The organism is Klebsiella sp. 4_1_44FAA (assembly GCF_000238715.1).
GTDB lineage: Bacteria > Pseudomonadota > Gammaproteobacteria > Enterobacterales > Enterobacteriaceae > Klebsiella > Klebsiella pneumoniae.
Window position 1 is genome coordinate 701,333 of sequence record NZ_JH414799.1, and the last position, 13,213, is coordinate 714,545.

Below are 13,213 nucleotides of genomic sequence, written 5' to 3' on the forward strand. Positions count from 1 at the left end.
TTTGCGAAGTATGTCGCGGCCTTTTGGAGGATAGCCAGCTCCTCGTCACGCTCTGCCAGCTGGCGCTTCAGGCGGGCATTTTCAGCGGCCAGCTCATTTTCCCGTTCGGAAGACGTTTTCTGCTGCTGTAATTTGCTGCGCCAGGTATATAGCTGAGACTCGTAAAGGCTGAGTTCCCGGGCGGCAGCGGCAACGCCGATGCGCTCCGCAAGCTTCAGGGCTTCGCTGCGGAATTCAGGCGAATGCTGTTTACGTGGTTTCTTACTTACGGTTGCTGATTTAGTCATGTGAGATACCTCTGTCTGGGAGTTTACTCACTTAGTCGCGTGTCCACTATTCGCGGGTAGGATCATTCATCTTTACTGATAACAGCAGGATAATAATTCTCTATGATATCAAGCAGAATGACTTTCCGGTCTTTGGTCGTCTCTGATGTTTGATATGCACCGTAAAGTGCAACTGAGTTGATTGTTTTTCCAACAGTTGTATGATTCCAACCAGCAGAACGTAATGGTTTATGCCCTTCATCATTTAACGTTCTAGCGATTTTATTTGTTCCAAGTCCTTTCCGTCGTAACTCAATGATTCTTTTTACTGTATCGAGTTTCTCACTAAAAACGTACTTATCCTCTTTACGTTGTAGCCAGAAAGGCAGGATTTTGTTGATAACTTCACCGTTTAACGCTCGTTGTCGTTGTTGTCCTTTCGTTTCACGTAGACGCTGAGACTTTTTCTCAGATTCTTTATAAGCAAGGTCAGCAGCCAGAGCGATCCTGATGACACTTACGAGGTCATTCGTAGATTCCCGGTTTAGTAATAGACCATCGACCAGCGAAGCGATAAAGACGTTGTTTTGCAGAATCGACTTAATGATCTGTTGAGTCACGTCGATACCTCTACGACTCAGTCGGTCTAGTGATTCAATGATGATGGTTGAACCTTGTTCTATCTGACCTTTCTCAATTGCCTCAAGCATATCACCGAGTGAAGGTCTGTTTCCCTCTTTGAATGCAGAGATTCCGAGGTCTTGAAAGTTCTTATCTGATAGAATCAAATTATTCGCATGTGCGTACTGTTCAGCAAGTTCAGTTTGGCGTCTTACCGAATCGCCTTGTTCTTGCTTCTTTGATGAAAATCTTATGTAAGAGTATGCTTGTCCGTTTTGTTTCATAACCACCTCAGTAACTTATAAGAGAGTATCAATTTTGCTTCTTTGCAACAATATCACCATGCAGTTTGGCAGTAAGCCGCTGTTCGAAAATATCTCCGTTAAATTTGGCGGCGGCAACCGTTATGGTCTGATCGGCGCCAACGGCAGCGGTAAATCGACCTTTATGAAGATCCTCGGCGGCGATCTCGAACCGACGCTGGGCAACGTTTCTCTCGACCCGAACGAGCGCATCGGTAAGCTGCGTCAGGATCAGTTCGCCTTTGAAGCGTTCACCGTGCTGGATACGGTCATCATGGGCCACGGCGAGCTGTGGGAAGTGAAGCAGGAGCGCGATCGTATCTACGCCCTCGCTGAGATGAGCGAAGAAGATGGCTACAAAGTGGCCGACCTGGAAGTCAAATATGGCGAAATGGACGGCTACTCGGCGGAAGCGCGCGCCGGCGAACTGCTGCTCGGCGTCGGCATTCCGGTTGAACAGCATTATGGCCCGATGAGCGAAGTCGCGCCGGGCTGGAAGCTGCGCGTCCTGCTGGCGCAGGCGCTGTTTTCCAATCCGGATATCCTGCTGCTCGATGAACCGACCAACAACCTGGACATCGACACCATTCGCTGGCTGGAGCAGACGCTGAACGATCGCGACAGCACCATGATTATCATTTCGCACGACCGTCACTTCCTGAACATGGTCTGCACCCACATGGCGGATCTCGACTACGGCGAGCTGCGCGTGTATCCCGGCAACTACGACGAATACATGACCGCGGCCACCCAGGCGCGTGAGCGTCTGCTGGCGGACAACGCCAAGAAAAAAGCGCAGATTGCGGACCTGCAGTCCTTCGTTAGCCGCTTCAGCGCCAACGCCTCTAAATCGCGTCAGGCCACCTCGCGCGCGCGCCAGATTGACAAAATCAAGCTGGAAGAGGTTAAAGCCTCCAGCCGTCAGAACCCATTTATCCGCTTCGAGCAGGATAAGAAACTGTTCCGTAACGCGCTGGAAGTGGAAGCCCTTACCAAAGGCTTTGATGAAGGTCCGCTGTTCAAAAACGTCAACCTGCTGCTGGAAGTGGGCGAAAAGATCGCCATTCTGGGCGCCAACGGCGTGGGTAAATCCACCATGCTGAAAACCCTGGTAGGCGAACTGCAGCCGGACAACGGCAGCGTGAAATGGTCTGAAAACGCGCAAATCGGCTACTACGCGCAGGACCATGAGTACGAGTTCGAAAACGACCTGACGGTCTTCGAATGGATGAGCCAGTGGAAGCAGGAAGGCGACGACGAACAGGCAGTACGCAGCATCCTCGGCCGTCTGCTGTTTAGCCAGGACGATATCAAAAAGCCGGCGAAGGTGCTTTCCGGTGGCGAGAAAGGGCGCATGCTGTTCGGTAAGCTGATGATGCAGAAGCCAAACATCCTGGTGATGGACGAACCGACCAACCACCTGGATATGGAGTCGATTGAATCGCTGAACATGGCGCTGGAGATGTATCAGGGCACCCTGATCTTTGTCTCCCACGACCGTGAGTTTGTCAGCTCGCTGGCGACCCGCGTCCTGGAGATCACTCCGGACCGCGTGATCGACTTCAGCGGCAACTACGAAGACTACCTGCGCAGCAAAGGTATCGAGTAATCCCTGTCCGTTACCCGGGTAGCGGCTACGCCTTACCCGGGCGACACGCGGTGCCGTTTTTTTGTCTGGTGGCGGCTAACGCCTTACCCGACCTACGGTTCTTGCGACCTGCCTTTAATGTCTTCACCGCGCTGGCTGAAACTGCCGGTGTTGGTGGCCTCAAAATCGCTGAGACGTTCCCGGAAGGCCGGGGCAGCCCGCATGGATGCGGCCTGAGGGCCGTGTTTTGCACGGACGCTGCCTCGGCCCGACCCGAAGCCTGCAGGGATAAGTCGAAGGTACCACGAAGTGGCGATTTTGGCGGCCAGAGCCCGGGGGTACAGGGGCGGCGGCGACTGGCCGCCCCCTGTACGCTCCCGGCGCCATGAGAGACATAACGCAGAAGAAATATCGGGAGCGCAATCTGCTCTGAAATAATAAAAAAGAACTGTTTTTCCCGGACCAAAACCGTTGCAAACCGAGAACAGTAACCAAGGTCCGTACGGCCTGCTTTTAATTTATTCACCATGCTGGCTGAAACTACCGGCCTATGGTCAGAACCTCCACTCCGTTCCTTCAACGCCATTCACCAGCAGCTTACGCTTTTCTCCTACCGGTAATGACAGCTTCAGCGCTTTCCACGCCGGGCGATAGTTGCCGCGGGCGTTGATATCCAGGTTTATGCTGCTGGCGCTGCAGGTCATTTCCCACTCCAGCCATAGCGCATCCCCCTGTTTATAGCCCCAGCTTTCGCCGTCGTCTTCAAACAGCAGACCGCGGGTTGAGCCGGTACCTTTCAGCGGGAACAGCTGCAGTTCGCGACGATCGTCTTTTTGCGCATCGACATGGCTGATACGTTCACTAAGCGGCAGACCAGCGCCGGCGCGGACCAACAGCGGCAGTTTTTCCAGCGGCGCGTCCAGCGTCACCCACTGGCCGCCGGCGAACCACTGATGGCTGTAGAAATCGTACCAACCGGCCTGATTATCCGGCAGCCATACTTCACGCTGGCGGGCGCCCGGCTCGACCACGCTGGCCACCAGCAGGTCGCGGCCCAGCAGGAAGTCATCGCATTCGGCGAAGGTCTGCGCATCGTGCTGGTGATCGAGGAAGGTCGGGCGGAGCATCGGCTCATCATCAGCATGCGCCTGCCATAGCAGAGTGTACAGATAGGGCAGCAGGCGGTAGCGCAGCTCAATGGCTGAGCGGATCGCCGGAGTGATGGCCGGATACATCCATGCTTCGTTTACCGTCTGGTCGTCATTCCACGAGTGAATGGTAAAGCGCGGATGCATGACGCCATTTTGTACCCAGCGCACAAACAGTTCCGGCTCGGGTTTATCGCCGGAAAAACCGCCGACGTCGTGGCCGACGTTATACAGCCCGGAAAGGCTCATCCCCAGGCCCATGCGGATGTTATAGCGCAGCGTATCCCAGTTGGTTCGGTTGTCGCCGCTCCAGGTCTGGACGTAGCGCTGCATCCCGGCGCAGCCGGAGCGGGAGATCAGATATGGACGCTTTTGCGGCGCAAAGCGCTGCTGGGCTTCCAGCGAGGCGCGCATCATCAACAGCGGCATCACCGGGCGAATATGTTTGATGGCGATTTCGCGGCCAAAGCCGTAGCAGCGGGCTTCGCCGTCCCATACTTCGTATTCGTTATTATCGTTCCAGGTCGAATCGATGCCCATCTCCAGTAGCTGGGTGGTCACGCCTTCCTGCCACCAGGCCACGGTTTGCGGATTGGTGAAATCGAGATGCGACCCTTCATCATCCCAGAAGCTGGAACGCTCCGGAGCGTCAGTTTGCGAATCGCGAATGAAGAGACCGCGCTCCGCCACCTCGCCGTAGCGCGGGTGATCCTGCAGCAGGCACGGTTTGATATTGGCGGCCAGCTTCAGCCCGGCATCGTGAAACGACTGGCTCATCACTTTGGGCTGCGGCACCTTGTCGTAGTTCCAGTTAAAGACGTAGCGCTTGCCGCTGATTGAGGTATAGCCGGAAGAGAGCTGGAACGAATCGCAGGGGATCGCGTGCTGCTCGCACAGGCGGATAAAGTTCATCAGCTGATTTTGCGCATCCGGCGCGTCGGTATAGTGCATGGTGGAGCCGCTGTAGCCGAGGCTCCATTTGGGTCCAAACAGCGTTTTACCGGTCAGGCGAACGAAGGCTTTGGTCACATCCAGCACCTGCTTACCGGTAAACAGGTAATAATCGATGTCGCCGGCTTCCGCCTGCCAGCGGCGATAGGCGGTGTGGTAGTTGTCGATCTCGTTCCCCAGATCCAGCCAGCAGCTGCTCAGGTTGTCATAGAACAGGCCGTAGCTGATATCGCTGCGCTGGGTGATGGTGAACGGAATATGTTTATACAGCGGGTCAGTGCTGACGGCGTTGTAGCCCATGGCATCGAGGTTACGCATCTCATAGCGTTTACCGGTGCGCTGCAGGTCGCCGGCCTTTTCGCCCAGGCCGTAGAAACGCTCGTCTTTGCGGCGGCTCAGATAATGGGCGACGCCGTCGCCGTGGGCATTCGCCAGGTAGGCGCTGGTCGGACGGTCATTGGCAAGCGGCTGCCATTCGCCGGCCTCGTCGCGATAGCTCCACTCCAGCCACAGCGGCTGGTGAACGGTGACGCGCAGCTGGCGGGTGGCGATAGTCAGCGTATCGCCCTCCCGGGTCAGCTGCCAGGCCGGGAGACTAAAACCGCTGAGGTCATCCCGGGCGCGGCCTTCCCACGGCACATCCTGCTGTGGAGCGATGCTCCAGGTGCGATCCAGCGCCAGCTGGCCCTGGCGTTTTAGCAGGACGCGGAACAAATTCTCTTCCAGTACGTACAGGCACAGGGTGTGCTGGCCATCGACCGTCAGTTCAACGTGATGCTCCAGCTGTTGATGCAAACTCCAGTGTTTCAGCGTCTTCATATCTTACATCCACTCTCAGGCGCGCTTGGCGCGACGTTCAGCAATAAATGCCACCAGGAAAACGGCGCCAATCAGGTCAAAGAAACCCATGGCGATAAATAGCGGGTTGAAGCCGATTTTGTCGGCGGTCACCCCGATTAATAACGAGAACAAGAAGCTGGCGATCCACGCTGCGGAGCCGCGCATACCGTTGACCGTCGCCATTTGTCCCTTGTCGAAAGACTCCACCACCAGCGCGCTGAGCATGCAGGAGATGATCTGATGGCCGAAGCCGCCAATGGAGATCAGGATGATGGTGATATAGGGATCGCGGGTGATGGCGACGAGGGCCAGGGAGAGCATCAGGAACGCGCCGGTTACCGAGCTGGCGATCACCGAGTTCACTCGCGTACAGCCGAACCAGCGAACATACAGGCGGGTGAGGTAGCCGCTGACCACGCTGCCGAGATCGGCGGCGAGAAACGGCAGCCAGGCGAACATGGCGATCTGCTTCAAATCCATGCCGTGCTCTTTCGCCAGGTACAGCGGCACCCAGAAACTCAGCACCGCCCAGGCGGGCTCGGCCATAAAGGCGGGAATGGCGATCCCGTAGAAACGTTTATTTTTCGAGACGGTTTTGAGCGCGGTAAAGAAGGGCTGTTTTACCGGCGGGGCTTCGTTATCCTGTTTGATGTACTCCAGCTCGCTTTTGCTGAGATTGGGGTGCTTTTCCGGGGTCTGATAGAAGGCCCACCATAGTACTACCCACAGTAGCGCCAGCGCGCCGGTAAACATAAACGCCCCTTGCCAGCCGAAGGAGGCGTGGGCGAAGTAGATGATCGGCGGAGCCAGCATCGCGCCGATGGAGAACCCAACGCCAGCCCAGCCGGCGGCAATCGGGCGTTCAGATTTCGGAAACCATTCGCCGATGGTTTTGGCGTTGGCCGGAGTAGCGGCCGCCTCGGCCCCACCCATAAAGAAGCGCAACATAGCCAGGTGCAGCCAGCTACCGGCCCCGGCGTGGGCGATACAGGCCAGCGCCCACAGGGTGGCGCAGATCATAAAGCCAAGCTTCAGGCCAATGACGTCGATAAGCCAGCCGCACAGCGGCTGGAAAATCGTGTAAGCCAGCTGAAACGCGCCGACGATCCACGAGTATTGTTCGGTAGTAATGCCGAGGGTCGCTTTCAGTTCCGGCGCGATAATTCCCAGCGAGTTGCGTGTGATGTAGTTGACGGTAACGCCAAGTAAAAACAGGACCAGCACCCACCAGCGCAGGTTTTTCACTACCCGGCGCGTTTTGCTGACGGCGATATCATTGTTGAGGCCTTGACTCATAGCACACTCCACAAGACGTTTGTAGGGGGAAAGTGACGGTCTCACTCCCTGAGTGGTCACGTAGATTTATTAACTATTTGAATAGTCTATTTTTAATCTCAACATCATTGGTATAACTAGTATGGGAGATGTTGGACCAATTCAGGCTAGGGCAGAAAAATCGTCTGGCAAAGCGCTATTTATGCAAGTTTTTTCATGAAATGAGCGAGATCGCATATTTGACAGCGGAATTTGCTTGTAACGTGTGCTTTGGCGATTATGAAAATTCTTTCATTTTTCAATCGGAGCTGGATCACAAAATGGATAAAAAGCTGCGCGTCGCCGAAATTGCCGCCCGCACCGGGCTATCGCCCAGCACTGTTTCACGCGTCCTGGCCGGGAAAGCGAATACCAGCGACAAGGCGCGCCGGGCGGTGCTGGACTGCGCCCGCGAGCTGGGTGTCATGCAGGGGTTGGCCGCCGGGCGTCTGCTGCTCAATCATCTGCTGGTGTTTGCCCCGCAGCGCGCATTCGATGAGCGATCGGATATCTTCTACTACCGGGTGATCCAGAGTATCAATAACGCGCTGGCGGCCCATGAAGTGCGCCTGCGCTACTGCGCGCTGGATGAGAACGACAGCGACGCCAACCTGTTTCTTGCCCGCATGAATGAACCTGAGACCCAGGCCGCGGTGCTGCTGGGGATCGACGATCCGCATATTCATGGCCTGGCGGCGGATCTGGGCAAACCCTGCGTATTGATCAACTGTCGGGATGAAGGGATGCGGCTGCCGTCCATCGCTCCCGATCATCGGCTGATCGGCCAGTGCGCGGCCCGCTATCTGTTTGATATGGGGCATCGGGCGGTGATGAACGTGATGTGCCTGCGCCGCTATACCATGGAGCTGCGGCTGGGGGGGATTCAGGAGGCGTGGCGCGCGCGTAATCTGCGCTTTACCGCCAGCCGGGATCTTATCAGCGTCGCCAACTTTAGCGCCAGAGAGACGGAAGAGCAGGTCGGGGCCTGGCTTGACGGCTTACAGGGGCGCCCGATGCCCACCGCCTTCCTGGTGGGCGGCGATTTTATGGCCGCCGGCACCGTCAGCGCATTGCAAAAGCGTGGCCTGCGGGTGCCGCAGGATGTCTCGGTGATGAGCATTGACGGATTTAATCTGGCGGCGATTCAGGAGGTGCCGCTGACCGCGGTGCATGTGCCGCGGGATGAGCTGGGCAGCGAGGCGGTGCATCTCCTGCAGCAGCGCCTGCTGCGCCCGGAGGCGCCGCACGGCTCGCTACTGCTGCATGGCACGCTGGTGGTACGCGATTCGGTACGGCGGATCCGGCCGGGCAAAGGCCATACCGCCGTCGAGCCGCAGGGGCTGTATGACGATTAGACCGGCATACCCAGCGCCCGTTTGCCGTGGATATTCAGATCCTCCAGGGTGAAGCGCCCCTGCCAGCTGGCTTCATAGTCCTCGCGCGGGAAATCCCCCGGCGAGGCGCCTTTTTTCCAGAGCGATTTTTACTTTCTGCGCGTAGGCGAGGTTCTTCTCGCACATCGGCGCGGCCGGAATGTACATCACATTTCCCCAGCCCTGCTGATTTTCCACCGGCGCCACCGAGTGAATGATGTCGCAGTGCCACCAGACGGAGTCCCCGGCATTCAGCGCTGGAATCGAGCTTAACGCTTTAATTAAGAGCGGGTGCCACTGCTCAGAGATCGGCAGCACTCTGCCCGGCGCAACGCCGCACAGCTCATCTTCCGGCACATCGTCGAGCAGGGGGCGCAGCAGCACATAAGCCATCGCCTCCGGGATCGGCACCACGTGCAGCAGCCCCTGACCCGGGATCATGTCCGACAGCGCGGTCCAGCCCTGGAAGGTACGGAACACCGAGCATTTGGTGGTGTTGTCGACGGTATACTCTTCCACTTCGGTACGGTGCGCGGCGTCCCACGGGTCGTAGGCGTCGATATTGCCATTAAAAACGTTGGCGAAAACCTGCTGATAGGCGGGAAGCAGCCAGCGCTCCAGCGCGCCGGAATCGGTATGCGCCCCCAGCCCCTTCGAAGTGGTTCCCGGCGGGCGGCGGCGGATGCGGTCGGGATAGATCACGCTGACGTCCGGATCGAACCAGCGTTTGCCATTCTGTTCAAAACGCCACAGGCGGTTGAGGAAAGATTGCACTGCCGCCATTTCATCGCTCTGCCGCGCCTGCATTTGCGAGGGCGACCAGTAGATCGGGTAGATCTCCGGGCGCGAAGCCTCCAGCGAACCGAAGAAGCTGTCGCCAGGCCCTTTGTAAACATCGTCGAAATGGTTGCGATCCAGATATTCCAGCATCGCGGTATCCCACGCCAGCGCCTGTTCGCGTGGGAAGTGGCCTTTAATCACCGCGCAGCCACGGCGCTTAATGGCCGCGCGCTGCTCATCGCTCACTGTTCCTTCGGCGATATCGCGGAACGGAATGGTTGGCCAGACCTCCTGGCCTGCGGCTTTCAGTGTCTCAATCTCCTGCAGCCGCTCGCTGATGCGCGCTGAGAGCTTATCGAACACCGCCTGGACGTCGCCAATTTGCGCCCGCAGGGCCTGTTTCATCTGGCGAATCGCCGCTTTGTGATCGGCGGGAAGTGTTTCGTGGATCGGGAGAGCAGCCATAATAACCTCGCTGTATCTTTCATTCGAAAGTATCAAATCTTACAAGCGTTAATTTAAGTTAAAATGGAGTTAATGAAAGTTTAAAATCTTGCTGCGGCGCACAAAATGGAAAACCGGGGCGCGATGCCCCGGCGAAGGGTCAGGCGTTAAAGGGCGGGGTGTTATCGAGGACGGCCTGGATAACGTTCAGCGCGCCGTCATGGTTATTATCGTCGGTAGTGTAGCCGGCGATGGCCTTGATGCTGTCGGCAGCGTTACCCATGGCGAAAGCGTATTTCACCAGCTTCAGCATTTCGGCGTCATTGCCGCTGTCGCCGATGGCGACGCATTGCTGCGGCGAAAGATCCCAGCGCTTGAGCAAACGGCTGATGCCGTTGGCTTTATGCAGGCCAGGGATAATCAAATCGACAAAGCCAAAGCCGCTGGTGACTGGCTTCATGATGCCGTCGAGCGACACGTGCAGTTTATCAATCAGCTGTGGGATCTCGCTGTCCGGGAGGTTGAGAGAGAATTTAAACAGCGTATCGTCGATGGCGTGATAGTCGCTCACCCGCTGTAGGCGATGGTAGTGCTTCGACATCAGCTCAACAAAGGCGTCCGGAGCTTTATCGCTGACGTAGGCGCTCTGCAGGCCGCAGGCGACAAAGTTGAGCTGCGGATCTTTGAGCAATTCGCCAATCACCACTTGTGATTCGTGGCGGGTCAGTTCGCCGTGGAACAGCTGCGTGCCATGTTCATAAACCAGAGCGCCGTTTTCTGCGACGAACGAAATCTGCTCGCGGATCTCCGGGAAGAAGGAGATCAGCTGATAGTACTGGTTGCCGCTGGCGACAACAAATTCAATGCCGCGCTGCTGCAACTGGGCGAATTGCGCCAGAAACCGTGAGCGATCGTAGGTTTTGGCGTCATTGAGAAAAGTTCCGTCCATATCGGTGACGATAACTTTAACGGTCATAAGAGAGTGCTCCTGGCTTAACTTCGACCAGTAACATTCTAATTACAATGTGACGGGGAGCACAAATTTATTTCGAATGAAAGTTCAGGCATTCAGAAAATGCCGGAAGGGCATGTCTTTTCCGGCCTGCAGAACAGGATTGGCCCGCTAAGCATAGCGCCAGCGGGCACGAAGGATTACAGCGTATGTTCGGTACGGGCGATAATATCGTCCTGGGTATCCGGCGACAGGGCGGTGAAGAACGCCGAGTATCCAGCGACGCGGACTACTAAATCGCGGTACTGGTCAGGATGTTTCTTGGCTTCCAGCAGCGTGTCGCGCGACACGATGTTGTACTGGATATGCCAGCCTTTGTGCACCTCGAAGAAAGTGCGCAGCAGCACCATCAGCTTCTGCTTATCGGACTCGTTCTCCAGCGTTGACGGATTCAGCTTCTGATTAAGCAGCACGCCGCCGAGGATCGCCCCGGTCGGCAGCTTGCCCACCGAACTGATAACCGCCGTCGGCCCCAGATGATCGGTACCGGAGGCCGGGCTGGCCCCCTCCGCCAGCGGGGTATGCGCTTTACGGCCATCCGGCGTTGCCATGGTCTGCGCGCCGAACGGGACGTTAGCGGAAATAGAGGAGGTGCCAGCGTAATAATTGCCGCCAATCGGGCCGCGGCCATAGCGCGGATTGTGATACTGCTTCAGCTCGTCGATATAGGTCTGGTAGGCCCGCGCCAGCAACTCGTCGACGCTGTCATCATCGTTACCATACTTCGGCGCGCCGTAGATCAACCGCTGGCGCAGCTGCTCGTGGGTCAGACCGTCGAAATCTTCCGCCAGCGCCTTCGCCAGCTCCTGCTGGCCGATGGCGCCCTGATCGAAGACCAGTTTTTTCACCGCCGCGAGGCTGTTGCCGAGGTTGGCGATACCCACCTGCAGGCCGGAAACCCAGTCATACTTCGCGCCGCCTTGCTTAATGCTTTTCGCCCGTTCGATGCAGTCATCGACCAGCGCCGAGCAGAGAATATCGTGGACGTTCTCTTCCAGCATGGTATCGACCACGTACTCAATCTCGATGGATTTACGGGTGTAGTAACGAATCTGGCGGTCCCAGTCGGCCAGCACCTGATCGAAGTTAGCGAAGTTGCCTTTCGACAGGGCGTGCTCCTGCGGCAGGAACACCTGACCGCTGGTGGCATCGCGGCCGCCTTCCAGCGTCGCCAGCATCACCCGCGCGAAGTTAATAAAGCTCATGCCGGTACAGCGGTAGCCCCACTTACCGCCGACCGCGGTTTCGATACAGCCGATAGCCGCGTAATCGTAGGCGTCCTGCGGCTCAATGCCCAGCTTAATGAATTCCGGGATGACGATTTCATCGTTGTTAAACGCCGGCATGCCGAAACCGCAGCGGATCACCTGGACGCAGGCGTCGAGGAAGTCGTTGCTCATCCCGGCGTGGTAGCGCACGCTGAGGTTCGGCTGGGTAGAACGCAGGCGACCGCAGGATTCCAGGATCGCATAGGACAGCGGGTTGACCGCGTCCTGCGGCTTACCATCCACCAGATTCTGGCCGCCGATGGTGACGTTCTGGTATAGCGGGCTGCCGGCAGAGGCTTTGGAGTGCGAGCCGGAACGGATCTTATTGACCTCCAGCAGCTTCAGCCAGCAGCTGTGCAGCAGCTCAATGGCCTGTTCGCGATCCAGCGACTGTTGCAACTCAACGTCGCGGCGGTAGTACGGGTAGAGGTACTGGTCCATACGGCCAAAGGATACCGAATGGCCATTGGATTCAATCTGCAGGATAAGCTGAATGAAGTAGCACAGCTGCAGCGCCTGCCAGAAGGTTTTCGGCGGCTCATGGGCGATGACGTCGCAGTTTTCGGCAATCGTCAGCAGTTCGTGGCGGCGTGATTCGCGGGATTCTGCTGTCGCCATCTCGCGCGCCAGCGCGGCGAAGCGTTTGCTGTGATCGCTGACCGCTTCCAGCACGATATCAATCGCTTTCAGGAACTGCTCGCCATGCAGGTCTTCCAGTACCGTCAAATTGATACGCGAGCGGCGTTCGGCGACTTTCGCACGCATCCCGTCGAGGCCTTTCTCCAGCAGCAAGGGGTAGTTGACCGCCAGGTGAGCATCCCCGGAGGTCATATTGCCTTCCGCCTTAATAATGCCGGTGGCGAGCAGCGCCTTTTGCTCATCGGTGAACATACCGTAGCAGCGGTCCTGTACGGTCTGGCCGCGCCACCATGGGCACACTTCATGCAATACGCGTTTATTCTCCTCGCTGACCGAGAAGCCGGCGCCGGGGCGGTCGGCGAGATCGTCGATCTCTTTCTCAATCCAGCTGACGGTGTATTCCGGGAAAATAGGCGCGGCGCGCACTTCGCTGGCCTGGTTACCGACGATCAGCTCATCGTGCTTGATCCAGATGGTGCGCTCCGCCAGGTGGTGAGCCAGCGCCAGCGCGCGGCGCACCGGGATCGGTTTATCGAGATGCCGCTGATACATCTCCGTATAGTGGCGGGCGCGCTCGGTACAGACCGGCGGCTTGACGATATGCACCAGCGCCATTTTATGGGCCTGGATACGGGCGCTGAGGGTGTTGAGCTTCAGGGTAGTCATA

The 13,213-nt window shown here is 57.3% G+C and carries 7 protein-coding genes and 2 pseudogenes; 2 read left to right on the forward strand and 7 right to left on the reverse strand.

Annotated features, from left to right (window positions below):
• Together HMPREF1024_RS17115 and HMPREF1024_RS17110 are read right to left on the reverse strand one after the other, a co-directional pair.
• A pseudogene (locus HMPREF1024_RS17115) lies at positions 1 to 287 on the reverse strand (transposase); the annotation flags it as partial.
• Positions 288 to 349: 62 nt separating this feature from the next.
• A complete protein-coding gene (locus HMPREF1024_RS17110; RefSeq protein WP_009308220.1) occupies positions 350 to 1,171 on the reverse strand; it encodes a recombinase family protein in 822 nt (273 codons plus the stop codon).
• A gap of 34 nt (positions 1,172 to 1,205) precedes the next feature.
• Between HMPREF1024_RS17110 and HMPREF1024_RS17105 the strand changes: the two genes are divergently transcribed.
• Positions 1,206 to 2,798 (forward strand): ABC-F family ATPase, encoded by a 1,593-nt coding sequence (locus HMPREF1024_RS17105; RefSeq protein WP_004176746.1) that lies wholly within the window; start codon positions 1,206 to 1,208, stop codon positions 2,796 to 2,798.
• Positions 2,799 to 3,331: 533 nt separating this feature from the next.
• Here the strand turns inward: HMPREF1024_RS17105 and HMPREF1024_RS17100 are convergent.
• Complete coding sequence (locus tag HMPREF1024_RS17100; RefSeq protein ID WP_009308226.1) at positions 3,332 to 5,695, reverse strand: glycoside hydrolase family 31 protein; 2,364 nt, start codon at positions 5,693 to 5,695, stop codon at positions 3,332 to 3,334.
• 15 nt (positions 5,696 to 5,710) lie between these two features.
• On the reverse strand, positions 5,711 to 7,012 hold the full coding sequence (locus HMPREF1024_RS17095; RefSeq protein ID WP_002895884.1) for an MFS transporter: 1,302 nt from the start codon (positions 7,010 to 7,012) through the stop codon (positions 5,711 to 5,713).
• Positions 7,013 to 7,254: 242 nt separating this feature from the next.
• On the opposite strand from HMPREF1024_RS17095, the gene HMPREF1024_RS17090 reads away from it, so the two are divergent.
• The gene (locus HMPREF1024_RS17090) at positions 7,255 to 8,385 is read left to right on the forward strand and encodes a LacI family DNA-binding transcriptional regulator (RefSeq protein ID WP_073972673.1); all 1,131 of its coding nucleotides are present in this window, start codon (positions 7,255 to 7,257) and stop codon (positions 8,383 to 8,385) included.
• On the opposite strand, the pseudogene HMPREF1024_RS17085 reads toward HMPREF1024_RS17090, so the two are convergent.
• The 3 genes and pseudogenes from HMPREF1024_RS17085 to HMPREF1024_RS17075 form a co-directional block, all read right to left on the reverse strand.
• Positions 8,382 to 9,648: pseudogene (locus HMPREF1024_RS17085) on the reverse strand (DUF1479 domain-containing protein). The gene HMPREF1024_RS17090 and the pseudogene HMPREF1024_RS17085 sit on opposite strands and share 4 nt — an antisense overlap.
• Positions 9,649 to 9,787: 139 nt before the next feature.
• Positions 9,788 to 10,603, reverse strand: coding sequence for a Cof-type HAD-IIB family hydrolase (locus tag HMPREF1024_RS17080; RefSeq protein ID WP_009308230.1), 816 nt, complete (start codon positions 10,601 to 10,603; stop codon positions 9,788 to 9,790).
• A gap of 176 nt (positions 10,604 to 10,779) precedes the next feature.
• Positions 10,780 to 13,212 carry a formate C-acetyltransferase/glycerol dehydratase family glycyl radical enzyme gene (locus tag HMPREF1024_RS17075; RefSeq protein WP_009308231.1) on the reverse strand — a complete coding sequence of 811 codons (2,433 nt, stop codon included), beginning with the start codon at positions 13,210 to 13,212 and terminating at the stop codon, positions 10,780 to 10,782.
• Position 13,213 lies beyond the last annotated feature (1 nt).

What these genes read in the sequence shown, in the direction of transcription:
- HMPREF1024_RS17110 (WP_009308220.1), bottom strand. Translation starts at nt 1,171, where the DNA reads ATGAAACAAAACGGACAAGCATACTCTTACATAAGATTTTCATCAAAG.
- HMPREF1024_RS17100 (WP_009308226.1), bottom strand. Translation starts at nt 5,695, where the DNA reads ATGAAGACGCTGAAACACTGGAGTTTGCATCAACAGCTGGAGCATCAC.
- HMPREF1024_RS17095 (WP_002895884.1), bottom strand. Translation starts at nt 7,012, where the DNA reads ATGAGTCAAGGCCTCAACAATGATATCGCCGTCAGCAAAACGCGCCGG.
- HMPREF1024_RS17080 (WP_009308230.1), bottom strand. Translation starts at nt 10,603, where the DNA reads ATGACCGTTAAAGTTATCGTCACCGATATGGACGGAACTTTTCTCAAT.
- HMPREF1024_RS17075 (WP_009308231.1), bottom strand. Translation starts at nt 13,212, where the DNA reads ATGACTACCCTGAAGCTCAACACCCTCAGCGCCCGTATCCAGGCCCAT.